The following is a 23,440-nucleotide window of genomic DNA, read 5'->3' on the forward strand; positions in this document are numbered from 1 at the left end:
TCTCCCCGATGATGTTTTTTGTTGATGGGTCGCGCGTAAGGAGGCGTTTTCCATGTCTTCGAAATTTCCGAAGAGTTCGGTGGCGGAGGCTTTGGAGCGTTCGCTGAAGAATACCGACCTCAAGGCCGTGAATTCGGCGGTGGTTGCTGCTGCTCGCGTGCTTGCGGCTCGGATTGATTCGATCTGCGAGACGGGTTTCATCGATGAGCACGGAAAATTGGATAACGTCTCATTGCCGACTTTTCTCAAGTATTGCCAGAGCCTTGGTTTGACGGTGGATGTTCCGGCTAAGGTTGGTCGGCCTGCGAAGCCGAAGGCTGAGGCGAAGCAGGAGACGCCGAAGAGCGACAAGGTTGTGCAGATGGCGGATTTCATGAAGCGTTTCGGCTAGGAGGTGTCCGATGGCGGCTGATAATCTCACGGTTTTCGGCGCCATCGACGATGAGAGGCATGGTGTGACCTTGCCGCGGATCTTCACGCCGCCACTCAGGCCGTTGACCAAGGAGACCTCGAATGGTTTCGCGGTGATCGCGTTCGCGGAGATCATGCTGCACGTGCATTTGTACCCGTGGCAGCAGTGGCTGCTCGTCCATGCGCTAGAACTGCTTGAGGATGGCAGCTATCGCTTCCGCAAGGTGATTGTGCTTGTCGCCCGCCAGAATGGCAAGACCACGCTGATGGGCGTTCTGGCCGCATGGTGGCTCTTCGTGGATTCCAACAAGCATCCCGACCGAGTGCCGCCAGTTAAGTTTCTGGTGGTCGGCGCAGCGCAGACGTTGGACAATGCCAAGGGCCCGTACAATCAGGTCAAAGAATGGTGCAATCCTCAGCCTTCTACCGACGAGGAAGCGGATCTGGTGATTCCGGATCTCGCTGCGATGACGCAGAAATTCGTTAACACGAACGGCGAGGAGGCGATCATCACCCGCTCGAAGGCCAGATATATTGTCCGCGCCGACAAGAACATTCGAGCGAAGTCGGCCGCGCGTGTGGTGTTCGATGAGTTGCGTGAGCAGCATACTGATGATGGCTGGAATGCCGTCAGTCAGACCACGAAGGCGGTCTGGTCCAGCCAATTATGGGGCATTTCGAACGCTGGCGACTATCGTTCCGTCGCGTTGCGCAAGCAGGTGGACAAGGGCCGCAAGCTCGTTGACGAGTGGACTCGTCTGAGCGCCGACGGTGGCAATCCGGCCGACGTGTTCCTGTCCGGCGAGCAGGACGGCAGCTTCGGATTTTTCGAATGGTCTGCGCCTGACAAGTGTCCGGTGGATGATGCCGATGCGATCCGTCAGGCGAATCCGTCGCTCGGCTATGGGCCGATGACCGTCATGAGCGTCAGATCCGATATTGACGGCATGACCGAGGCGGCGTTCCGTACCGAGGTCCTGTGCCAGTGGGTCACTGCTGACATCATTCCTTTCATCAATCCGAAGATGTGGGCCAGCGGAATCGACTCGCGTTCCACGATACCGGACGGTAATCGCGTCGTCCTGTCCGTGGACACGTCGGCCGACCGTAAGACCACGTATGTGGCCGCCGCCGGAATGCGTGCGGACGGGTTGCCTCACGTGGAGTTGATCGCTCGCCGTGACGGCATGCTGTGGGTGCCGCATTATCTCGACCTTTTGCAGGAGCGTTGGCCGCATATCACGGAGATCGCCGTGCAGGGCAAGGGCTGTCCGGCAGTCGATTTCATCGATCCACTCACCGAAAAAGGCTGGAACGTCCACCTCATCGAAGGCTTCCGTCTGGGCGCGTGCTGCGGACGCTTCCTCGACCGTGTGCGTGAGGGTAAGCTGCGGCATCTGCCGCAGCCCGCCATCGAACAGCAGGTGGGCGTGGCCGTGTCCCGAAGGCTCGGCGAGGTCGAGGTGTGGGACAGGACGAAATCAGCATTGCAGATTTCCGGCTTGGTTGCCGAATCGCAGGCATTGTATGCGTTGGAGACCATGCAGGCTGTGGATGTCGGACCGGCGAAGTCTTCCGCCTATTCGGGGCATGGATTGATGATTCTTTGATTTTTTGAAGCGATTGGAGGTGCCTTATGGGCCTTTGGAGCGCCTTGAGGAACGTTTTCCAGCCGCGCTACAGCATTTCCTTTGATTTGTCCGACCAGATGGCCGTGATTCAGGGTCAGACGGAGGCCGAGCTTTTCAAGACACAGCCGCATTTGCGCACCGTGATTACTTTCCTGGCGCGGAATGTCGCTCAGGTCGGCTTGAAGGAATTCGAGCGTGTCAGCGATACGGACAGGCAGCGTGTGACCGATGATGTGCTGATAAATCTGCTGAAGCAGCCGAACGGCACGATGACGGGCTATGAGTTGATGCGTCAGCTTGTGGCTGACTTGGCGCTTTACGATAACGCCTACTGGGTGGTCATGCAGACGCCTGATCGGGATGCCGACAAGTTCGGTAGCTGGCAGATTCAGCCGATTCCGCCATGCTGGGTGCAGGCGAAGCGTGATGGCAGTGTGTTCCAGCCGGCCTATTATCGCGTTTATCCTAATTTGGGCACGTCATACTATGATGTGCCGGCCGATGACATGCTTGTGTTCCACGGGTGGAATCCGGACGACCCGACGCAGGGCGTTACCCCCGTGAGGGCCTTGAAGGACATTATCAACGAGCAGATTCAGGCATGGTCGTATCGCACTCAGGTGTGGAAGCGCGGCGGCCGTATCGGCAGCGTGCTGGTGCGTCCGAAGGATGCGCCGGAATGGAGTGACGCCGACCGTGAGCGTTTCATGCGCGGGTGGAAGGAATTCACCGACAAGGGAGCGCAGGCCGGTGCCACGCCATTGCTTGAGGATGGCATGGAGTTGAAGCGTTTGGGCTTCAATGCTCGTGAGGAGGAATTCAGCGAGGTCACGAAGCTTTCGCTGTCCACCGTCGCAAGCGTCTACCATGTCTCGCCTGTCATGGTCGGCATCCTTGATAACGCGAATTTCTCAAATACCAAGGAATTCCGCAAGATGCTGTATTCCGAGACGCTTGGTCCGACCATGCGCATGATTGAGGACAGGATAAACACTTTCCTCGCTCCGAAGGTCGGTACGCCGGACGCGAATTACATCGAATTCGACATCCGCAGCAAGCTTTCCGGCGATTTCGAGGAACAGGCCAGTGTGATGAGCACTTCGGTGGGAGCTCCGTGGATTACGCCGAACGAGGCGCGCGCCAGTCAGAATCTGCCGCGCGTCGATGGCGGTGACGAACTGGTTGTGCCGCTCAATGTCACCAAGGGTGGCCAGTCGAGCCCGCAGGATGGCGGTGACCCGTCGCGTCCAGCCGACGGTTCGGCCATCGAATCGGACGACGGCGAGAAAACGGCAGCAATCGTCAATGCTTGGCGCGACCGCCTGGAGAAGAGCGTCAGATCACGTTTCGGCGCCGGCATGGGCGTCGATGACATCAAATGGCTCAAATGGCAGAACGAACTGCAGGCCGACCTGACCATCAAGGCCGGTTTTGGGCAGTTCGATGCCGGTGTGAGGGCATTGCAGGAGACGGAGGACATGCGAACGCATTTCAAGGAGGTGCATGATGCACTTTAAGGATTTCGATTGCCGATTCAAGGCAGACGGCGAGGACGCGGCGCTCAAGGACGGCGAATTCATCGCCTACCCTTCCACTTTCACCCGCGAACCCGACTGTTACGGTGACGTGGTGGCGAACGGCGCGTTCGACAAGACGATCAAGGCATGGCAGGACAGCGGCAACACGCTGCCGGTATTGTATGGGCATCGTATGGATGACCCCGATTACAACATCGGCGGCGTCGATTCGATGGGCGAGGACGATCACGGCTGGTGGATTAAAGGCCATTTCGACATGGACTCTCCGAAGGCCGCGCAGGTCTACCACCTGATCAAGGAAAAGCGTCTGACACAACTGTCCTTCGCATTCGACGTGGTGGACGAGGGCGAGGTTGAGCTTGATGATGGCACCAAGGCGAACGAACTGCGCGAATTGAAGGTGTATGAGGCATCCTTCGTGCCGATCGGCGCGAATCAGGATACCGGCATCGTGGACGTGAAGGACGCGCTGGGCCGGTTGAAGACAGGACGCCCCATCTCGCAGAAGGATCTAGACATTCTCTCGCAGATCGCCGATGACCTGACAGGTCAGGCGAAGAAGCTCAAAGATTTCGTGGCTGAGAACACCACTCAGTCCGACAACAACAATGACAATGACCAGAGTGACGATGCGAAGGCATCGGATGCCGGTGCAGCCAAGAACGAGGAGCCTGAAGGGGCCAAGTCCGAGGAGCCGGACGGTTTTTCCGAAGCGGAAGCGTTGCAACTCGCAATCAAGATTGCCCAAGTTGGGCGGAAAGGGGAGTGACCGTAATGGCATCTCTCAAGGAAAAGCGAGCCGCGCTTGTCAAGCAGCTCGAAGAGAAGCAGGGTCTGCTGGCCGCTGGCAAGGCGGATGGCGACACCATCGCATTCGTGAAGAACGCGCTGGCTGAGGTCGAGGGCATCGACCGTCAGATGGACGGTATGAAGCAGTCCGATGATCTGCTCACGCAGATCGGACAGCTCAATGCCAAGTCTGGCGTGCAGCATGTCGGTGGCTCCGATGCCATCCATGCCAAGAGCGTCGGCGAATATTACGTCAAGTCCATGCAGACGGCGGGCTTTGACGTGAAGTCCGCCATCGCTCATGGCTACGAGGTCGAGTGCAAGGCGAACACCGACACCAATGTCGAGGGTGCGCCGTCTGCCGGTTACACGCCGTATCTGACCCAGACCGATACCGAGCCTGCTCGCCCGTATCAGCGTCCGCTGGTTGTGGCCGACCTGTTCTCTACCGGCGCCATCACCGGCACCGTCCTGCAGTATCCGGTTTTCGATGAGCTGGAAGGCAACGCCAAGATGGTCGAGGAGACCGGCGCAGCCCCGCAGGTCCATTGGAAGGACCCGACTTGGAAACAGGACAAAATCGGCAAGGTGGCCAGCTTCTTCGGCATCAGCGAGGACATGATGGATGATCTGTCCTGGGTCATCGGCGAAATCAACGACGCCGCGCAGTATGACCTGAAGCTGCAGGAGGAGACGCAGCTGCTGTCCGGCGATGGCACTGAAAACAATCTGACCGGCCTGTTCAACCGTGGAATTCAGACGATGGATAAGGACGAACTGTCCGACGCCGACCGTCTGTCCAAGGCGGCCCTGCAGATCACCACCACCACCAACTTCCAAGCCGACGCCTACGTGATGAACCCGCTTGACTTCTGGAAGCTGACCATCGCCAAGGATGCGAACGGCAACTACCTCAACCTGACCGATGGGGCCAAGCTTTGGAACATCCCGACCGTGGCCACCACCGCCATCACCGAAGGCACCGCGCTGGTCGGCGCCTTCAAGAGCGCCAAGGTGCTGCGCAAGGGCGGTCTGGTCGTGAAGATGACCGACTCCGACACCGACGATTTCCTGCACTTCAAGCAGAAGTGCCGCGTCTCCGAGCGTCTGGGCCTGCAGGTCAAGTATCCGAAGGCCTTCGTGAAGGTCACTCTCGGTAAGGCGGCCTGATCATGACGCAGAAGTACGTGCGCTTCGCCACTCCGAAAGAGACGAACGTCGACAAGACACAGGATGTGGCGGAGCTTGTGGCGCTTGACGCCAAGGGCAAGCCGGTCGCTATCGGCGGTGACGTCTCTCTTCCGGTGGCGAAGAATGTGCCAAAGGCAGCTTCTGACGCGCCGACCAAGCAGGAATTCGATGCGCTTATCGATTCTCTGGTGGCCGCTGGCCTGATGGCAGCCAAGTAAGTGATTGGGGGTGCGGCATGACTGCCGTGATTGGTGATCTGATTCCAAGCGCCGACTCTTTCCAAGTCGATGCCGGTTTCAAGATGAGGGCCGCTCAGGCTGCGATTCGCAAGTATTGCGGCTGGCATGTCGCGCCTTCCGTCACCCGCACGATTCGCTTGGATGGTCATGGCGGTGACTCGCTTCTCTTGCCATCCAAGCATGTGACCGCGCTTTCGAGTCTGAAGCTCGATGGCGTGGAGCATGTGCAGGACGCGCGTTTCGGCGAGGCTGGGAGCCTCGTGCTGGTCAATGGCGTCACCTTCCCTGATCTGCCGGGGAGTGTGGAAGCGACCATCACTGATGGCTGGGATTTGGAGGATGTGCCGGAAGTGCAGATGATCCTGTTGGACATCGCGTCTCGTGTGATGCAGGTGCCCGGCACGGTATCCTCCCAATCCACGAATGGCTCAAGCGTCACCTACCGTTCGGGTTCCGATGGTGGCGTGCCTAACGTGGCGCTTTTCGATTCCGAGAAGCGTACGCTGCAGCCTTACCGCTTGTCGTGGGGGGTGAAGCCGTGACTTCCGTGTTGGATTATCTCGGCCATGGCTCGTCCTTCAGCATGCCGGGCGCCACAAAATGGCGGCGACTTCGTGCGAGGAAGGTCGATGACCCGTATTCTGGCGAGCAGGCTGGCGAGGACTGGTCCAATCCGGAAACTTTGGATTTCACCGGCGCTCTCGCCAGTTCCAGCAGCATGCGCACGCCGGACGGTCTGCGCGAGCAGATCACGAGCGCGGCTTACCTCACGTCTCCAGATCCGACTCTCGACATCATGCCGGGTGACAGGATTCAAGCGTTGCCGGATGACGGGCGACGTTGGGAGGTGTCCGGTTATCCGAGCCGTGACGCGAATGCTTTCACGTCGTGGCAGCCGACGGTCGAGATTCCACTATCCGAGTACAGGGGGTGATGGCTTTTGGGAGTGATGGTCAAATTCAACGACAAATATTTTGACGAATTGATGAATTCGGCTGGCGTCAAGGCCATGACCCGTCGTGCCGCCGAGAAGACGCTCGCATATGCGCAATCGCATGCTCCGGTTGATACGGGAGCGTATCGCGATGGCCTCCAGATCCAGGAGGTCAAGCACGCGCATCGAACCACATGCATGGTGGTCGGCACCGACCCGAAGACCCTGCTCGTGGAATCGAAGACTGGCAATCTCCGCAAGGCGTTGAAGGCAGGCAAGTCGTGACCATGGTCTTGCCACCGGATCTTGAGCTTCGGCTGTGCTCGTATCTGCGCGCACGGTTGAAATCGTCTTTCCCGACGATCATCGTTTCGAATCGTGAGCCGGACGATTACGACGGCTCGCGGCCGCTCGTCGTGGTGCGTGATGATGGCGGATCGCAGTCGAATCGCGTGCTCTTCGATAGGAGCGTCGGCGTGACCGTGCGTTATGGGGCTCGTGCCGCTCCGAAATCCTGCCGTGACTTGGCGGCACGGATCTACGGTTTGCTCACCGACCCGGCGATTTGCTCGCTTGATGGTTCTCCGATCGCGGCAATCGAAGAGGACGGGTGCAATGGTCCGTATTTCGTGGCCGAGGACGCGAATATCGCCAGATGCTATCTGACTCTCGAATTCTCCACTATTGGGGAATTCCAATAATTTATAAGTTTTCTGAATTTTTAAGGCGTTGAAACGTTGTGTTTCAGCGCCTTTTTTGTTTGAAAGGACAAAATATGGCAGCTGATTCAGCAGGCAATGACCTTAGCGCCGCGAAGATCGTGGTGACAAGCGCCTTCCGCTTCGCACCTTATGATGCGACGCAGAAGCTGACCGCCGATCTCATCGCGCCGACCGTGGCCGACGTGAAGACCGGCTTGGACAAGATTTTCACCAAGGGTGGCTTCGTCGGCCTTATCACCGAGGATGGCGCGCCGCAGGACAGCCGTGACGCCGATGATGCGATCAAGTTCCACCAGCCTGGATATTCGATTAATGGCAAGGCGTCGCTGACCGCGCAGTTCACGGTGGCCGAGGATAACGACATCACGCGCCAGATGACCATCGGCAAGCCGGACTCCAGTGGCGTGTATCACGTGACCGATGTGATTCAGGACGGCAAGTGGTTCTGTTATCAGGAGACGGTGTTCAAGAATGGCACGCATCGCCGTCGTCTTGGTGTCGTGAATCTGACCGGCAACGAGCAGGGTCAGGATAAGGCCGGCGAGAACACCGGTGACGCTTGGACCATCGAATGGATTCAGGACGACGCCTGTGATTCCGGCAACAGCAAGTATTTGGAGTCCTTCGTGACTCCGACTGTTTCGTCCGGGTCTCACGCCACCGATCATCAGGCTGATGATTCCGAGTCTCAGCCGGTGGCTGACTGATTCAACTCTTCCCAGCATGTGTTTCTTTCTTCCTTTCTTCGCATGTGCTGGGATTCTTCCTCTTCATCCAGTGGAGTAAAGGAATTTTTCATAGTTGTTTGAAAGAAGGAAGCAATGACCAAGAACACCGTGATGCCCTCAGCCGCCGATTTCGAAGCCTGGACTCAGGAGGACGAGGAGAAGGCGCTTGAAGCGTCGGCCGAGCGGATGAAGGTGAAGCACCTCATCAAGGACGACGGCGTGTGGTTCCTCGCACCGCACGGCCACATTTACAAGCTGCCTCTGAATCTCAGCATCGATGATTTCGTGCGCCTGTCCGATCTGCAGTCCAACACGGAGCAGATTCAGGCTTTGAAGGATATTCTCGCGGCTTTTGCTGGCGAGGATGCGGCCAATGAGTTGGCGAAGGAGCCGGTAATGGTTCCATTCAACATCCTCAACGATTACGGCGAGGTTTTGTCGAAGATTCAGGGTGTGGAATTGGGAAAATCGTCGGCTTCTGCCAGCTCCTCCAAGGAGACGGTGGCAGTCGAATAAGAGCCGATTTCGCGGCTCGCGGGTGGAGTCTGCAGGCTGACTTGGGCGGCAGACTCCGCTTTGCGGACGCGATCGCCTTGTGGGAGAGCCTTTCGGCTGACCCGAGCACATATACGGGCATGACTGCGGTGCATATGGTGCTGCCGATGGATGCGACGGCGATCATTACCGCGATTCAGGCTGGCGGCACGTCGATTCTTGGTGACCTCGCGCCGGAAAAGGCTGGGAAGAAGCATGTCGAAGTGACCGATGAGGAGCGTCGTGCGGCTTTGGCGTCGATGAGCAGCATCTTCGGCTTCAAAAAAACAAGTGAATAGAGGAGGCTGCCATGGCTGGCGGTAGCGAGCTTGGCTCCGCGCATGTGAGCATTTTCCCGCAGATGAATGGCTTCCGCCAGAACGTGGCCAAGGAGACCGGTAAGGCCGTCGGTGACATGAAGACGGCCTTTGGCAAGGGCTTCAATGGAGCGCAGCAGGGCAAGAAGGTCGGCAGCGCTTTCAAGTCCGGTTTCAATAGTGGCGCCGCCGAATTGAATTCCGATGCTTTGAAGTCCTTTAAGAAGGATGTTGCGCAGGCGAGCCAGAAGAATACTGACGCGCTGCTGAAATTCAAGGCGGCTGGCGTGCAGGTTCAGGCAGCTCAGGAGAAGCTGAACGCGGCCACGCAGAAATATGGTGCGGACAGCACGCAGGCTCAGGCTGCGGCCATCAAACTGGAGCAGGCGCAGATCAAGCAAAAAGCGGCCGCCGACAATCTCAAGGCGGCGTCCGACAACCTCAAGACGGCGCAGGGACGGCTCAAGGATCTTGAGACGCAGTTGGCCGCCGAGGCGGACAAGTCGAAGAACGCGTTCAGTCGTATGGCTTCCGGCTTCACGTCAACCGCCCAGCAGATTGTCGGCAAGATTCCGGGCGTGAACGCGGCGGTGCAGAAGATCAGTTCGACGGCTGGCGAGGTCACGTCCAACATCAAAAGCAAGTTTTCAGCTGCTTGGAATGCTTTGCCGGAGGGTGCGCGTAATGCGGCCGCGAAGGCCGGTAATGCGTTGCATTCGGGTTTGAGCAAGGCTTCCGGGTTCGCTTCGAAGGCGGTGTCCGGCATCGGCAAGGCGGCTAAGGGCATGGCCACCGTCGTGTCCGGCGCCGCTGCCGCCGCTGGCGGATATCTGGTGAATTTCGGCAAGCAGGCCGTGGATGCGGCCCTCAAGGCCGGTGAGGTGACCGCGAAATTTCAGCAGGTCGCCAAGAACAACAATTGGACGGATGAGGAGCAGAAGTCGCTGCTCAGCCTGAATAAGACGCTTGGACAGACCGGCGTCATATCCGGCGGCACGTTGAAGGCCGCTCAGGCACAGCTCGGCACTTTCGCGCTGACGGCGGATCAGGTCAAGACTTTGACGCCCGCTTTGGCGGACATGATCGCCAACAACAAGGGTTATAACGCGACGGCGCAGGATGGCGTGCAGATAGCGAATCTGCTTGGCAAGGTCATGACAGGCTCGGCTACCGCGCTGAGCAAATATGGCGTGACCATGACGGACGCGCAGAAGAAGGTCCTTCAGGAGGGTAGCGCTTCCGAGAAGGCCGCGATGGCCGCGAAGGTCCTGGAAGCGAATTTCGGCGGCATCAACAAGGCCCTGGCGGACACGCCGCAGGGCAAGATGACCATCCTACAGCATGAAATCGCTGGATTGAAGACTTCGATCGGCAATGATCTCATCGCTGCTTTCGGCGGTGTCGGCGGCGCGGTCATCAAGATGGTGCAGGCCGTCGAACCGCTCATCACCGCGTTTTTCGACAAGGTGGCCGCACTGGCCGAGAAGATCGGCCCGCCGCTTGAAAAAGTGTTCGGCGCTGTCGCTGACAAGATCAGCAAAATCAATTTCAGCGGCTTCACGGGCCAATTGTCTGGATTGTCCGGCCCTATCGCAGCCGTGACTGGTCTGCTTGGCGCGGCTGGTCTTGGCGGCGCTTTGAGCGGATTGAGTGGCGTGCCGGTGATTGGCGGATTGCTGTCGAAGTTCGGCGGCGTCCTGAGTGGTCTTGGTGGTCCTGTCACTTTGGTGATTGGCGCTCTGGCCGGCCTTATTGCCACGAGCCCGCAATTGCGCAGCGAATTCGGCACGATGCTGCAGAACGTTTTCGTCAGCTTGCAGCAGGCATTCCAAATGCTTCAGCCGTCGATTCAGACGCTCATGACGGCTTTGAGTCAATTGGCGGCAGCTGTCATGCCGGTAATCACCAATCTCGTCGGCCAGATAATCCCGCTGCTGACGCCGATAATCTCCACGCTTGTGGGTGCTTTGGTGCCGGCCATTCAAGGCATTCTGACCGTGGTGACCACCGTCATTCAGGCGATAACTCCGGCCATCCAAGGAGTCCAGCCGGTTGTCACGGCGGTGGTCGCGGCCATCACGGCTGTGATTCAGGCGCTCATGCCGGTCATCTCGCAGATCAGCAGTCTCATCACTGGCGTGGTGGCTGCCATCACGCCGGTGATTCAGGGCCTTGAGCCTTTGGTTACGACGGTGGTGCAGGCGATTACCAGCGTGATTCAGGCTCTGGTGCCGGTGATTCAAGCTCTCGCACCATTGGTGTCCACCATCATTTCCGCGATCGTCGGCTTTATCAGCTCGACATTGCTGCCGACCATTCAAGCGATGCTGCCTTTCATCCAGGGCATCATCGGCGGCATCACGATGGTGGTCAGGGGCATCGTCAATGTGATTCAGGGTGTCATCAATCTGGTGACCGGTCTGATTAATGGCAATTGGAGTCAGGCTTGGAACGGCTTTAGTCAAATTGTGCATGGTGTTGTGCAAGGCGTGCTCGGCTTTTTGGGGGGCATTGGCAGTGCGATTATCGGCATCTTCGCCGGTGCGGGGAGATTGCTGTGGAACGCCGGCGCGAGCATCATCAATGGTCTGCTCAATGGTCTGAAGGCGGCTTTCGGCAGAGTGAAGAGCTTTGTGAGTGGCATCGGCGATTGGATCGTCAGACACAAGGGTCCGCTCAGCTACGACAAGGTGATGCTTAAGCCTGCTGGCTTGGCGATCATGCAGGGCTTTGACAAGAGCCTCAAGGCTGGCTGGAAGGATGTGCAGCGCACTGTCAATGGCATGAATGCGCAGATCAATGGCGGTTTTGATGTGGATGCGTCGAAGTCTGGTCGGGCGAATGTCAGCAATGGCGGTGGTGGTGCCACGTATGTCACGCAGACGTTCAATTATCCGGCGATCGCGCCCACGTCGATTTCGACGCAGCAGAAATTGCAGACGGCGGCAATGCCGCAATGGTGACACACGAGCGAAAAGGGTGGTGCAATGATTCTCACGGATTATCTCATCAATGGTCAGCAGCTGACCGGTGAGCATTCGAACCTGATAGTCGGCACCACCCATTTCACGAGCATCAGCCCGCGTATTGATTCCGTGACGGTGAACGGCCGGAACGGCGTCATGCTTCCGGCTGGGCCGGTGGCTTTCGACGCGCCGGAAATCACACTCAAATTCATCACTGACGGGCCTGATGCGGATACTTTGATGCATCGCTTTTATCGTCTCTGCCGCCTCGCGTCCGAGTTGACGCGCGTGGAGCGTGACACGGTGTCCGGTTGGACTCGGCGCATGACCGCCAGCGCGGTGTGCACGTCATGTCAGCCGGACGGTGACGAGATTCCGTGGGATGACCACCGCGCGGCCACCGCCGTCTTCCAATTGCCTGACGTTTATTGGCAGGGGGAGCAGTGGCAGGAGCGCACCTTGGACGCGACTGGCGGGCGTCTCATGGCCGGTAGTGTCGATAAGCCCAGCAACAAGGGTTATTGGACACGGTGGGCTGGATTGCCTAACGCCAGTCCGTCCGAGCTTTTCGACACCGTGCCGGAGGGCTGGCTTTCCAATGCGCCAATCGGCACGCTGGTATTGCGTTTCGGTGCCGCCACTGGTGTGACCATTTCAGATCCGGTGAGTGGAACGAATCTCATGTGGGGCGGCAAACGTGACGCCTCACGACCTTACCTCTTTATCGATGCGGCCAATCGCAAGGCGTGGACGGCGGCCAATGCCGACGCATGGTCCGGTGGTACGGACGCATCGAATGGCATCGACTGGACCACCGAGCCACTGCAGGTGTGGCCCGCAATCGATTCCGGCGACTATCGCATCACCATCAAACAGACCGGCGGCACCGACAAGGTGACATGCCGGTTTTGCAATCCTGGGAGTGATTCATGGCAAAGACTTTGCATGCTCGTCTCGTGGCATACCGGCCTTTCGGCGCGCGTATCGGCGTCCTTGCGGAGCCGGTGAGCTTCAGCGCTTCAATGCTCCACGATGATGATGGTGCGATCAGCATCGAATATTCGATGCTGTCCGGTGACGCGCAGGCGTTCGATCGTGAGCTTACCGATGGCCTCGAAGTGGCCGTGGAGGTGTCGGACGGCACTGGCTATCGTGAGCCGGACAACGCTCGCTATGTCATCACCGGCCGTTCCGGCAAGACCGATGACCGGACGCGTACAGTCACCTATTCCGGCCAGTCGATCAGCTGGCTCCTGAGCAAGGCGGAGAACAACGATTCCAGCCATCTGCTCGCGGATGGCGACAACAAGGGCAAGCGGCCCTTCTATTCGTCGAATCCGGGTGTGATTATCAAGACCCTGGTGGATGAGAACAAGGCGCGTGGCGGCGTGGCCACCGGCCTGACGCTCGGCTTCGACACCGCGAGGGACGCGGGCGGCGCGGCATGGGCGAGGAAGTACACGCTTTACTATTCCTTGGGCACCGACCTGCAGACCATTCTCAGCTCGCTAGTCAATGGTGGCGGCTGCGACTGGCGCACCAGCGGGCGCACGTTGAAAATGTGGAACGCCGACAGCACGGCATTGAGCCGTGACCTGAGCAAAAGCGTCGTGCTCCAGCTTGCTCGCGATATCAGCGAGGCACCATACGAGGAAAGCATCGCCGATCTCGCGTCCACCATTCTTGTCGAGGGTGACAATAATCTGCTTTTCCGCATGGATAATCCGGCTGCTCCGACGCCGTGGGGCAAGTGGGAATCCTATTCGTCGCAGGGCGGCGTGTCCGACAAGGACACCGCTCAAGCATTCATGCAGTCCACGCTTGATGATGCGGCTCGTGTGCGTGGTCAGTACACGCGCGATCTGGTGACCGCGAATGTGGATAATCTGCCGCTCATCGACTATCACGCCGGTGACTGGATTACCGCCCCAACCGTGGCTCACGGCGAGAAGGTGCGCGTGCAGGAAATCGACCTGAGCATGCGCCAGAACGAGGGCTTATCCTGCTCAATCGCTCTGAATGATATTAAGTATGACGCTTCCGTGCGTCAGGCGAAGAAAATCAAAGGCATCACCGGCGGTGCCGCATTGGCCGGCAGCGAGGGCGGCACGACCGCCTCTTCCGATCGCGACCATCGCGTACCGAAGGCCCCGCTTGGGCTTGTGGTGCAGACGGACGCATACATTGGTTCGGACGGGTACGCCCACGGTCTGGCCACAGCCTCGTGGAGTGCGGTCACGCAGGCCACGAATGACACAGCCATCGAGATCTCCAATTATTTGGTCGAGTGGAAGCTGCACAAGGATGGCGCGCCCTGGCATTCCGCCGGCACGACTGACAAAACGCAGCTCGGTTTCGGAGGCTTGGATTGCGGCACGCAAATCGAGGTGCGCGTCAGGGCTGTGCCGACGTATTCGGACAAGCTTGGCGAATGGTCGGCCGTCGTGGTGGCAACTGTGGAGTCGGATACGACGCCATGCTCCGTACCGTCGAAGCCGGTATTGTCGTCCGAGCTTGGCGTGGTGACCGTCCACTGGGACGGCAAGACCGCTGCCGGCGCTCAGATGGAGCCTGACTTCGACCATATCGAGGTGGGCGAGGGTATCAATGTCGCTGGAATGCAGGTCATCAGCGCCACCCAGTCGGGTCAGGGCGATTACGTCATCACCGGCCTGACGGCTGGCTCACAGCACTCTTATGCGCTCCGTTCCGTCGATCATGCGGGCAACCGTTCCGCTTGGTCTGCTCTTGCCACTGTGACCGTGGCTTCCGCTGTGTCGCCGGAGGAGGTCAAACGAATCCAGCAGGATTTGGCTGACAACCAGACGGCGTTGAAGGATAATACGGCGAAGCTGGATCAGGCGCGGAAGGATATCGCCGCGAATCAGCAGGCGCAGTCGGCCACGGCGAATGCTCTTGAATCCGCGAAGTCGGACATCAGGGCGAACCAGTCGGCCATCAACTCTGCCAACGCAACGTTGAGTGATAACACCGCGAAGCTGACGCAGGCGCAGAAGGACATTCAGGCGAATAAGACTGGTCTTGATGCGGCGAATCAGACGCTCTCGCAGGCCAAGGCCGATCTGTCGCAGGCGCGGAAGGACATCGCGCAGACCAAAAGCGACCTGGCCACGGCGAACGGGGAGATCAGCAAGGCGAAGGAGTCGGCGGCGCAGGCGTATGCCGAAGCCCATAGCAAGAACCATACGTTTCGCGGTCCCGACGAGCCGAAGGGCAATCTCATCGTCGGTGACCTGTGGCTCAAGACGCAGAAGTATTGGACGCGCTGGCAGGGGGAGAAGAACGCAAGCCCCTCACTGCTCGCGGACTTTTACACGTACTGGCTCGGGACTCCGAATAATTCGCCTTCCGTGCTCGTGCCGCTTGCTGACCGCGTTATCGATACGCTTGTCTGGGATGGCTCCGCGTGGAACCACATGGGCTATGCCGACGTGGAGAACAATGCGAAGCAGATCGAGCAGGCGAAGTCGGATATCGCGGACAATGCGGCGAAGACCACGGATGCCCGCAAGGCTGCTGAGAATGCCGCTGCGGCCGCGAAGACCGCGCAGGGCACGGCTGACACGGCAAATGGTGCGGCGAAGACCGCGCAGGACACCGCCAATGCGGCCAACGCCGCCGCGAAGAGCGCGACCGCGACCGCCGGTCAGGCCAAGGATGCCGCCAATGCGGCGCAGACCGCCGCCGAGAGCGCGAAGAAGACCGCTGGCAATGCGGAGACTTTGGCGAACACCGCCAACGCTTCGGCCAATGCGGCCAAGTCCGACGCGGCTTCCGCCAAATCGGACGCTTCAACCGCGAAGACGGATGCGGCCAACGCCAAGACCGCCGCCGCGAACGCTTCGAGCGTTGCGACGCAGGCGAAGGCCACCGCCGACAGCGCGGCCCAATCCGCCACGGACGCGGCCAATGCCGCGCAGAAGGCGAATACGGCTGCTGCCGCCGCCGCTGGCGTGGCGAACGGCAAGGCCGACGTGCTGATCCAGTCCACTGCGCCGGATACGTCGATGCGCAAGCCGACTACCTTGTGGATTGACACCACCGGTGGCGCGAACACGCCGAAACGGTGGAATGGGTCGGCTTGGGTGGCGGTGACGGACAAGGCCGCTACCGATGCGGCCAACGCCGCCGTCAAGGCGAATGATGCGGCCAAAACCGCTCAATCCACCGCTGACAAGGCTCAGACCGCCGCCGCGAACGCTGCCGCGCAGGCTAATCAGGCGCAGGCCGCCGCGAAAAAGGCGCAGACCACCGCTGACGGCAAGAATCTGATCTACCGTGGCCCCGACGAACCCGCGCATGATGGGCTGAAGCCGGGTGACATGTGGTGGCGCACGCAGAAGTATTGGACTCGCTGGCAAGGGGAGAAGAATAATTCGCCGTCCATGCTCGCGGACTTTTACACGTACTGGCAAGGCGCGCCGAACAACAGTCCGAGCGTCTTGGTGCCGCTCACAGATCGCGTGGTCGAAGTCCTGACGTGGGATGGCACGCGCTTCGAACCTTTTGACCTCGTGGCGAACAACATCCTCGCTGCTGGCACGGTGGCCGCGAAGCATCTCGCCGTGGATTCCGTGACCGCCGAAAAGGTCAAGGCCAATGCCATCACGGCGGACAAGCTGGCGGCAAACTCGGTCACGACCGAGAAGCTGGTTGCCGATGCGGTGACCGCTGGCAAATTGGCGGCTGGCTCGGTGCAGGCGCGGAATATCGTCGCATTGGCCATCACCGCCGACAAGCTCGCGGCCAATTCGGTGACCACGAGCAAGCTCAAGGTCACCGAGGATATGACGGTTGCGCTGCTCAACGCGCACAAGATCAATGCTGGCGATATCGCGGCTGGCGCGGTCACGACCGACAAGCTGGCCGCGAACAGCGTTAACGCCGACAAAATCGCCGCGAACGCGGTGACGGCGGGCAAGTTGCAGGCCGGTGCCATCGGCACGGACAAGCTCGCCGCAAACGCAGTGACCACCGCGAAGCTCAAGGTCACGGAGGATATGACCGTGGCCTTGTTGAATGTCCATAAGATTCAGGCGGGCGACATCGTGTCCGGTGCAATCACGACGGACAAGCTCGCCGCGAACGCGGTTAACGCGGACAAGCTCGCGGCGAACTCGGTGAACGCTTCGAAGATAGTGTCCGGAGCGATCACCGCCGACAAGCTGGCGGCAAACAGCGTGACGGCTGTCAAGATCGCGGCTGGCACTATCACGTCCGACAAGGTGGCGGCAGGCCAGTTCCGAGGCTACGTGTTCACCGGCGCGATATTTCAAAGCTCCGACGATGCAAACACTGGCATGAAGCTCAATTCGACCGCATTGCAAATGTGGGATTCCAACCACAACCAGACCGTCTATCTGGATGGCCAAGGTGAGAGCAATGTCATCACCGGACGGCTCAAGACCGGCATCAGTGGTCGATATCTTGACTTGGACCCGGCATTCAATTTGGCTAGCTCGACCGGATACAGTTCACAGGGTGCGGGCGTCAGATTCGTCGGTGACGGTTTCACCGGCACTGGCAATTATCCATTCGTCAGCTCCGAACTCGTGACCGGCGCCGGCAAGCAGGTCAGCGGATTGACCGCATCCAGCGGACTCCGCGTGACGGGCAGGCCGAACGCCACATTGACACTCTTGCAGGACGAATCGCAGAATGGCGTGGCACAGCTCACAGCCTTCAGCGACATCGCCGACAGCAAGGCCGGCAAAGCCATGGTCTACCTCTCGGAAACCGTGGCCGGTGTCGGCACTGCCCGCTTGCAGTCCGGCGCTGCTGCTTTGGAATTCACGGACTCCAACGCTAAACTCAATGCCTCATCATTGGCAGTCAACGGCAAGTCTGGACGAACCGAACGCATCAACCTGATCGTCGGCATTCGCCAGTCCGGCAATACCGTCACATGGACCACGGCGTATTTCGACACGCAGCTGGGAATCATCGTGACGGCTCCAAGCGGCTCGCAGCAGCAGTCCATGACATTCGTGAGCGAGGACAAGTACAACGCTCTGGCAGGCCGTGTCGATTATCTCGACAGCCTGAACGGTATCGCCAACGGTGCTGATGACGAATCCTTGCAATGGCAGGGTCACATCCAATCGCAGGCATCGACGACGGGCGGCGAATGGTCAAGTTATTTCGTCGAAAAATCGTTGGATGGCTCGGTCAGGAGCAGGACGGGCAAATTCAAGGTCCAGCTGAACGTCAAAAAAATCAACGACGGACACGGCATTGCCGCGACCGATGTCTCCATTGATTTCACCACGAAACGACGTAGCCATAGCGGAGGTGATGGAATCACCAATGCCGGAAGCACCGGCAGGATGATCCAGGTCAACTCCGGCATGGCTGGCTCCCCATCGAAAGCCGTCGTCACTGTCGGCTCGAATCCGACGACCGTCAAGCTGGAAGAGGGGACCGAATATTTCGTGAACGTCGCATACCGGACGTACTCGCCAGGCGATAAGGGGATGTACACGGACTTCGATCTGTCGGTCACCGTTGTCCCGGTCTCCGAATGAGACCGACGCGCGAATGCGAGGAGCGCTTCTACGAAGCGCTCATGCCAAGACAAAGCCATTAATAGTAAGGAGATTGATCATGGCTGAAGAAAACAATGAAAATACGACCACGGATGACGTGCAGGTCACGACACCGGATACCGGCAAGAAGGATGATTCCGACGTGGAGGCTTCCGGCGTGCTTGATTTGCGTCCGCCGAAGGAGTCGGTGCGAGCGGAATTGTGCCGATTGGGATTGGAGTTTTCCAGCGCTGACGGCACCGCCGAATCGTGGCGTGACTACCAGCGTGGCGTGCTTGCGACGTTCGACGATTCCGGCACGTCCGTCACGTTGACGGACGTGAAGACGAATCTCGGCCGCACGCTCACCTTGGACGAATTGAAGGCCGTGACTCGCATCGACACGATGACCGCCGCCGACTAACCCCGCTTTTCACCATTTTTCAACCCCTGCAATCCACGCGGATTGCGGGGGTTTCGTATTTAAGGAGACATTTTGACTCAGCAGATTCCAGCCGACGCGAACGACGTCATCGACACGCTCTCCGCGCAGATCGGCACATTCACCAAGCAAATCGCAATCCTGAACAGCCAGCTCGCAGCGGCCATGAAACTGATCCCCAAGGATGTGCTCGACAGTCTCGGCAAGGAGGAATTGTCGTGATAAGAACGAATCTGTGCCCAAAACCAGCTGAGACCCTTGATACATTGGACGGCGTTACGTCCGATTGGCATGACTTCAAAAACGGAAGCATGACGTCTTTGCAGCCGGGACAATACGTTGCCTCATGCAATGTCACGGAGCGCAGCGGCGCAAACGCGGTAATCCAATACTGGGATGAAGTTAATCACGTGAAGTTTTGTGACATCCATGATGTCGCCACCGGCGTCAACGTGATGCGGCTGGACGTTCAGACCGCTTCCGACTCATGTCATTTTGCCGTCTGCGGCTGCAAGGCCACGGACTTCCTTGTCGAACGTGCCGACACGTATGACACTGCCGTGGGGGGGGGCTTCCGGGCTTCTTCACCGGCGACACGATGCCGCGCGCATAGGAGCGTCCGTCGGGCGGGTGATGTCCGATGATGGTCACGAACCTGATAAGCAATCCAAGCGCCCACGTCACGCTGAAGCCGGGCGAGTACACGCCGATTACGACCATCGAGAAGACTCCGGGTACCACATACTGGTGCACGGTCTGGCTGGACGTGTCGGGCGGCTCCGTCACGGTGGACAACTGTCCGGGCACCTTCAGCAAGAGCCAACGCATCGGATGGTCCTTCACGTCCACGATCGCGAATCCGATGAACCTGAGCTACAAGGTCGTGTCCGGCAGTCCGACCGTCAAGGTGTGGAACATGGTCATGTGCGAGCTGGGCGAATACCAGGCGAACAAAGCCTTGATCGACGGCCTTTACTTTTTCGACGGGGATACGATGCCGCTCGCCTAACCCCTATGGGGGTGGTGGCATGACTCTCATCATTAATCACTGCGCCATGCCGAAAGGCGGTGTGAGCGTCAAGACGACGAACACGACACCATCGGACATCACATTCACGGAGTTGACGGCGGGCGTGAAATACCATGTGAGCGTCGTCTGTTACATGTACTCCACGAGTGGCGACAATCCGCGCTTGCGTCTCACCACCAATGGCAGCGACAGCGGGCTGGTCGCCTCGAATGGTCGCGTGGATTACGTCTTCACCGCCGCCAACACCACTCACGGCATTCTCGTCGGTCTGAACGATTGCGCGGTCAATCTGAGCAAGGGCTTGTGCGTGCCTCAAGACCAGTGGCAGCAGCTCGTCTCGTTGGGATTGACGGGCAATTATTTCGATGGCGACACCATGCCAAAAGATTAAACGATTTCAAGGAGATGTAATGTGTTTCAAACGTTTTTAGCGGGTTTTGGTGGTGTGGGTGGCGCGTGCGCCGTCATCACGCTGATGCTCAGGATATGGCCTGGCGCTTTGGACGCGTTGGCGACCGGATTGTACGCGCACGTGCAACCGGAACGGTTGCCCTACGATTCGCCGCTTTCCCAGCATTTCGCCAAGACCCGACAGCTCGGCGAGCGTACCGCGAAATTCGACGACCGTATGGACGAGTTGTGCCGTGACACGATCAAAAACACGATCATCAGCCTGATCTACGGCGACAAGGACACCGACCACAGCGAGGCCGTCAGCTACGAGCTGTCGAAGCTTGAGAAATTGGACGCGCAATGCTGGATAGTCGCTGCCGCCGAAAAATACTTGGAGGACAGGCAATGATGCGTCTCATGATCGCTGGCGGCATATACCTGCTACTGCTCGCGCTCGTCCTGCTTTTCAACCGTGGCGCCCACATGTGGCGCCGCCATAACCCATGAAACCTCACGTGAAAGCGTGGGGTTTCCCGTTTCTAGAGAAAGGAAATGAATGCGCAAGCACAAGCCTCCGTGGCTCAAACGCTTCCGCCTGGCGGTCACCGGCGTGGTCATGGCCATCACCATGGCCGTGGCGCCAGCCGCGATGGCCGACCTCAACGGCGTCGACATCAGCGGCTACCAGTCGGCGGATATACCGTCCGCCATCTCGGCCGACTTCGTCATCGTCAAGGCCACGCAGGGGCTCTACTGGAGCAACAACAACTACGCCACGCAACTGGCCAACGCCGACCGTACAGGCAAGGAGACCGGTGTCTACCACTTCGCCAACGGTGGCAACGCCACGGCGGAGGCCGACACCTTCGTCAACGCCGTCGCCGGACGCGTCGGACGCTCCATACTCGCCCTCGACTGGGAGCAGTGCCTCGCCTACGGGCGATACGGCTGCGCGACCGCCAACCCAAACTGGGGCAATTCGGCATGGATCCAGACATGGGTGACCCGAGTGCATGACCGCACGCAGGTCTGGCCCATCGTCTACGTCCAGCGCTCCGCGGTCTGGCAGGTCAACACCTGGGTGCGACAGCGGTGCATGCTCTGGGTGGCGCAGTACGCCAACAGCCAGCCGACCGGATACCAGCCCAGCCCATGGAACGGCGGAGCGTCCGGCGAAGGCATGACGCAGTACGCCAGCACCGGCTACATCAACGGGCGCGGCCCGCTCGACCTCAACCGTTTCTACGGCGATCGAACCGCCTGGAAGAAGATCGCCTGCGGCGAACGCGCCGGATGCTCCACCGGTACCGTCACCACGGCCCCACAGGTCAACAAGCCAGCGGAGCAGACGCCGACAGACCTCAACGTGCTGGCCGACAAGGTCATCCACGGAGACTATGGCAACGGCCAGGAGAGAATCAATCGCCTCGGCGGCAACTACAACGCCGTCATGGCGATCGTCAACTCCAAGCTCGGCGGCGGATCCTCCACTCAGACCACCGTGACCCGCACGCCGTCCCGCACCTACGTGGTCCGCTCCGGCGACACCGTGTCGGCCATCGCCGAGCGTACCGGCCTTAAGCCGGCCTCCGCGTGGCGCGTGCCTTCCGGCAACATCAACCGGATCTACGTTGGCCAGACGATCACCTACTACGGCTCCGTCTCCGCGACTGCAGCTCCGTCCACGACCTACTACGGCTCCACTCACGTGGTCAGTGCAGGCGAGAGCCTGTGGAAGATCTACGGATCCGGCTGGTACGCGGCGGCGCAGCGCAACGGCTTGCGCCCGCCGTACACAATCTATCCCGGCCAGCGGCTCCGCTGATCGGATCCCGGCTCCACGATTCTAAAAGTTGTGGAGCCGGTCTTATGCAACACTTAAGGAGGTGTGTAATGGACAAGGACACCAAGACCGAGCTCGACTATCTTCTGCCGGACAAGGCATACGAGATCCTCAAGTGGGTCGCGCTGATCGCCCTGCCGGCCGTCGCGTGGCTGGTCGGCGTGGTCGGCCCGCAGTGGGGGTTGCCGCACTGCGGCGAGCTCGTCACTACCATCAACGCCGTCGGCGTGTTCGTCGGCGCCCTGATCGGCGTGAGCCAGCTCACGGCGGCCAAGCCGGACGGTTCCAGCGAAAAATAAGTATTGCACCTGTTTCAGGCACAACACTTAACCGTGATTAATTTTCTGGCGTGAGACTCAAACTCGGGTGTGGAAAAATTTGCGGCACTGTAGTGTCCGTGGAATTTTTTGCACCCTGTTTTTAAATTTGCCCCTTCTCCGTTTGGAGGAGGGGCTTTATTTTTAGGACTTTTCAAATGGGCATCAGACAACAGACGATTGACGATTACGGCGCGTTCGTGGAGAAATTCAAACCGAAGAAGACCACGGACGACTGCTACACCCACCCCGCGGTGTATGAGGCGATAAAGGACTGGGCATGCCGTGAGTATGGCATCGACCCCAGCAAGGTGGTGCGGCCCTTCTATCCGGGCGGCGACTACGAACGGTTCGACTATTCCGATGGCAAGGTGGTGGTGGACAACCCACCTTTCTCGATTCTGTCGAAGATATGCGCGTTCTATCGTGACAACCATATTCCTTTCTTCCTGTTCGCTCCGAACCTCACGATCTTCTCCAGCGCGTCGCGCAACGGCGCGCATATGCTGGTCACTGATTGCGCGATCGAATACGCCAACGGCGCTATCGTCAACACCAGCTTCGTGACGAGTTTCGGCGATGACCTGATCCGCACCGCACCGGATCTGACGAAGCTGGTCAACGATACGGTGAAACGAGTCAGGCGCGAAAGCAGGAAACATCTGCCGAAGTATGCGTATCCGCCGGAATTGTTGACCGTCACACGGCTGAATAAGGTCGGCAAGGCTGGCGTGGATTTTCGTGTCAAGGCTTCGGACGTGGCATTCACGCCTAGGCTCGCTTCGCAGAAGGCCATGAAGAAGGCCATCTTCGGCGGCGGCTATCTGATGAGCGAAGCCAAGGCCGCGGAACTGAAGGCCGCGGAACTGA

24 protein-coding genes are annotated in these 23,440 nt (G+C 59.2%); all 24 read left to right on the forward strand.

The genetic code is table 11. The features are described from left to right. Positions 1-52 precede the first annotated feature (52 nt). The gene (locus tag OU26_RS08165; RefSeq protein WP_026647052.1) at positions 53-391 is read left to right on the forward strand and encodes a terminase small subunit; all 339 of its coding nucleotides are present in this window, start codon (positions 53-55) and stop codon (positions 389-391) included. A gap of 10 nt (positions 392-401) precedes the next feature. Further along, positions 402-2,021 (forward strand): terminase, encoded by a 1,620-nt coding sequence (locus tag OU26_RS08170; RefSeq protein WP_026647053.1) that lies wholly within the window; start codon positions 402-404, stop codon positions 2,019-2,021. A 44-nt stretch (positions 2,022-2,065) separates the two neighbouring features. Further along, positions 2,066-3,559 carry a phage portal protein gene (locus tag OU26_RS08175; protein ID WP_160257609.1) on the forward strand — a complete coding sequence of 498 codons (1,494 nt, stop codon included), beginning with the start codon at positions 2,066-2,068 and terminating at the stop codon, positions 3,557-3,559. Then, positions 3,546-4,349: an HK97 family phage prohead protease gene (locus OU26_RS08180; protein ID WP_051592997.1), complete on the forward strand. Its 804-nt coding sequence runs from the start codon at positions 3,546-3,548 to the stop codon at positions 4,347-4,349. The genes OU26_RS08175 and OU26_RS08180 overlap by 14 nt, the downstream gene beginning before the upstream one ends. Before the next feature lie 5 nt (positions 4,350-4,354). Then, entirely contained in the window at positions 4,355-5,539 is a 1,185-nt protein-coding gene (locus OU26_RS08185; protein WP_033499050.1) for a phage major capsid protein, read from the forward strand. Positions 5,540-5,541: 2 nt separating this feature from the next. Continuing rightward, the gene (locus OU26_RS08190) at positions 5,542-5,778 is read left to right on the forward strand and encodes a hypothetical protein (RefSeq protein ID WP_026647055.1); all 237 of its coding nucleotides are present in this window, start codon (positions 5,542-5,544) and stop codon (positions 5,776-5,778) included. A gap of 17 nt (positions 5,779-5,795) precedes the next feature. Continuing rightward, positions 5,796-6,341 carry a hypothetical protein gene (locus OU26_RS09740; protein ID WP_051592998.1) on the forward strand — a complete coding sequence of 182 codons (546 nt, stop codon included), beginning with the start codon at positions 5,796-5,798 and terminating at the stop codon, positions 6,339-6,341. Continuing rightward, positions 6,338-6,733, forward strand: coding sequence for a hypothetical protein (locus tag OU26_RS08200; protein ID WP_033499051.1), 396 nt, complete (start codon positions 6,338-6,340; stop codon positions 6,731-6,733). Before OU26_RS09740 ends, OU26_RS08200 begins: the two co-directional genes overlap by 4 nt. 15 nt (positions 6,734-6,748) lie before the next feature. Then, complete coding sequence (locus OU26_RS08205; RefSeq protein WP_033499052.1) at positions 6,749-7,018, forward strand: HK97 gp10 family phage protein; 270 nt, start codon at positions 6,749-6,751, stop codon at positions 7,016-7,018. Positions 7,019-7,020: 2 nt separating this feature from the next. Then, complete coding sequence (locus OU26_RS08210) at positions 7,021-7,434, forward strand: hypothetical protein (RefSeq protein ID WP_033499053.1); 414 nt, start codon at positions 7,021-7,023, stop codon at positions 7,432-7,434. A gap of 74 nt (positions 7,435-7,508) precedes the next feature. Further along, positions 7,509-8,162 (forward strand): hypothetical protein, encoded by a 654-nt coding sequence (locus tag OU26_RS08215; protein WP_193345872.1) that lies wholly within the window; start codon positions 7,509-7,511, stop codon positions 8,160-8,162. Positions 8,163-8,276: 114 nt separating this feature from the next. Next, positions 8,277-8,699 (forward strand): hypothetical protein, encoded by a 423-nt coding sequence (locus OU26_RS08220; protein ID WP_026647058.1) that lies wholly within the window; start codon positions 8,277-8,279, stop codon positions 8,697-8,699. Between the two features lie 119 nt (positions 8,700-8,818). After that, complete coding sequence (locus tag OU26_RS08225) at positions 8,819-9,016, forward strand: hypothetical protein (protein WP_034886037.1); 198 nt, start codon at positions 8,819-8,821, stop codon at positions 9,014-9,016. An 11-nt stretch (positions 9,017-9,027) separates the two neighbouring features. Continuing rightward, positions 9,028-11,997, forward strand: a complete 2,970-nt coding sequence (locus OU26_RS08230; RefSeq protein ID WP_026647060.1) for a hypothetical protein — start codon at positions 9,028-9,030, stop codon at positions 11,995-11,997. 24 nt (positions 11,998-12,021) lie between these two features. Beyond that, entirely contained in the window at positions 12,022-13,008 is a 987-nt protein-coding gene (locus OU26_RS08235) for a hypothetical protein (protein ID WP_237743756.1), read from the forward strand. Then, positions 12,930-18,545, forward strand: a complete 5,616-nt coding sequence (locus OU26_RS09555; RefSeq protein ID WP_237743755.1) for a hypothetical protein — start codon at positions 12,930-12,932, stop codon at positions 18,543-18,545. The genes OU26_RS08235 and OU26_RS09555 overlap by 79 nt, the downstream gene beginning before the upstream one ends. Before the next feature lie 79 nt (positions 18,546-18,624). Then, positions 18,625-18,969: a hypothetical protein gene (locus OU26_RS08250; RefSeq protein WP_026647061.1), complete on the forward strand. Its 345-nt coding sequence runs from the start codon at positions 18,625-18,627 to the stop codon at positions 18,967-18,969. Positions 18,970-19,041: 72 nt separating this feature from the next. Continuing rightward, complete coding sequence (locus OU26_RS10315; RefSeq protein ID WP_167330429.1) at positions 19,042-19,209, forward strand: hypothetical protein; 168 nt, start codon at positions 19,042-19,044, stop codon at positions 19,207-19,209. 418 nt (positions 19,210-19,627) lie between these two features. Further along, positions 19,628-19,996, forward strand: coding sequence for a hypothetical protein (locus tag OU26_RS08260; RefSeq protein ID WP_026647063.1), 369 nt, complete (start codon positions 19,628-19,630; stop codon positions 19,994-19,996). 19 nt (positions 19,997-20,015) lie between these two features. After that, a complete protein-coding gene (locus tag OU26_RS08265) occupies positions 20,016-20,408 on the forward strand; it encodes a hypothetical protein (RefSeq protein WP_026647064.1) in 393 nt (130 codons plus the stop codon). Between the two features lie 21 nt (positions 20,409-20,429). Further along, entirely contained in the window at positions 20,430-20,819 is a 390-nt protein-coding gene (locus OU26_RS08270; protein WP_026647065.1) for a hypothetical protein, read from the forward strand. Between the two features lie 147 nt (positions 20,820-20,966). Continuing rightward, on the forward strand, positions 20,967-22,235 hold the full coding sequence (locus OU26_RS08275) for a GH25 family lysozyme (protein WP_033499054.1): 1,269 nt from the start codon (positions 20,967-20,969) through the stop codon (positions 22,233-22,235). A gap of 68 nt (positions 22,236-22,303) precedes the next feature. Then, on the forward strand, positions 22,304-22,552 hold the full coding sequence (locus OU26_RS08280) for a phage holin (RefSeq protein WP_026647067.1): 249 nt from the start codon (positions 22,304-22,306) through the stop codon (positions 22,550-22,552). Between the two features lie 176 nt (positions 22,553-22,728). Continuing rightward, positions 22,729-23,440 (forward strand): hypothetical protein (locus OU26_RS08285; RefSeq protein ID WP_033499055.1); only part of this gene is annotated, 712 nt, incomplete at its 3' end.

The organism is Bifidobacterium ruminantium DSM 6489 (assembly GCF_000770925.1).
Classification (GTDB): domain Bacteria; phylum Actinomycetota; class Actinomycetes; order Actinomycetales; family Bifidobacteriaceae; genus Bifidobacterium; species Bifidobacterium ruminantium.

What these genes read in the sequence shown, in the direction of transcription:
- OU26_RS08170 (WP_026647053.1), top strand. Translation starts at nt 402, where the DNA reads ATGGCGGCTGATAATCTCACGGTTTTCGGCGCCATCGACGATGAGAGG.
- OU26_RS08275 (WP_033499054.1), top strand. Translation starts at nt 20,967, where the DNA reads ATGCGCAAGCACAAGCCTCCGTGGCTCAAACGCTTCCGCCTGGCGGTC.
- OU26_RS08185 (WP_033499050.1), top strand. Translation starts at nt 4,355, where the DNA reads ATGGCATCTCTCAAGGAAAAGCGAGCCGCGCTTGTCAAGCAGCTCGAA.
- OU26_RS08265 (WP_026647064.1), top strand. Translation starts at nt 20,016, where the DNA reads ATGACTCTCATCATTAATCACTGCGCCATGCCGAAAGGCGGTGTGAGC.
- OU26_RS08230 (WP_026647060.1), top strand. Translation starts at nt 9,028, where the DNA reads ATGGCTGGCGGTAGCGAGCTTGGCTCCGCGCATGTGAGCATTTTCCCG.
- OU26_RS08250 (WP_026647061.1), top strand. Translation starts at nt 18,625, where the DNA reads ATGGCTGAAGAAAACAATGAAAATACGACCACGGATGACGTGCAGGTC.
- OU26_RS08165 (WP_026647052.1), top strand. Translation starts at nt 53, where the DNA reads ATGTCTTCGAAATTTCCGAAGAGTTCGGTGGCGGAGGCTTTGGAGCGT.
- OU26_RS09740 (WP_051592998.1), top strand. Translation starts at nt 5,796, where the DNA reads ATGACTGCCGTGATTGGTGATCTGATTCCAAGCGCCGACTCTTTCCAA.
- OU26_RS08215 (WP_193345872.1), top strand. Translation starts at nt 7,509, where the DNA reads ATGGCAGCTGATTCAGCAGGCAATGACCTTAGCGCCGCGAAGATCGTG.
- OU26_RS08225 (WP_034886037.1), top strand. Translation starts at nt 8,819, where the DNA reads ATGACTGCGGTGCATATGGTGCTGCCGATGGATGCGACGGCGATCATT.
- OU26_RS08220 (WP_026647058.1), top strand. Translation starts at nt 8,277, where the DNA reads ATGACCAAGAACACCGTGATGCCCTCAGCCGCCGATTTCGAAGCCTGG.
- OU26_RS09555 (WP_237743755.1), top strand. Translation starts at nt 12,930, where the DNA reads ATGGCAAAGACTTTGCATGCTCGTCTCGTGGCATACCGGCCTTTCGGC.
- OU26_RS08180 (WP_051592997.1), top strand. Translation starts at nt 3,546, where the DNA reads ATGATGCACTTTAAGGATTTCGATTGCCGATTCAAGGCAGACGGCGAG.
- OU26_RS08260 (WP_026647063.1), top strand. Translation starts at nt 19,628, where the DNA reads ATGATGGTCACGAACCTGATAAGCAATCCAAGCGCCCACGTCACGCTG.
- OU26_RS08235 (WP_237743756.1), top strand. Translation starts at nt 12,022, where the DNA reads ATGATTCTCACGGATTATCTCATCAATGGTCAGCAGCTGACCGGTGAG.
- OU26_RS08205 (WP_033499052.1), top strand. Translation starts at nt 6,749, where the DNA reads ATGGTCAAATTCAACGACAAATATTTTGACGAATTGATGAATTCGGCT.
- OU26_RS08210 (WP_033499053.1), top strand. Translation starts at nt 7,021, where the DNA reads ATGGTCTTGCCACCGGATCTTGAGCTTCGGCTGTGCTCGTATCTGCGC.
- OU26_RS08190 (WP_026647055.1), top strand. Translation starts at nt 5,542, where the DNA reads ATGACGCAGAAGTACGTGCGCTTCGCCACTCCGAAAGAGACGAACGTC.
- OU26_RS08280 (WP_026647067.1), top strand. Translation starts at nt 22,304, where the DNA reads ATGGACAAGGACACCAAGACCGAGCTCGACTATCTTCTGCCGGACAAG.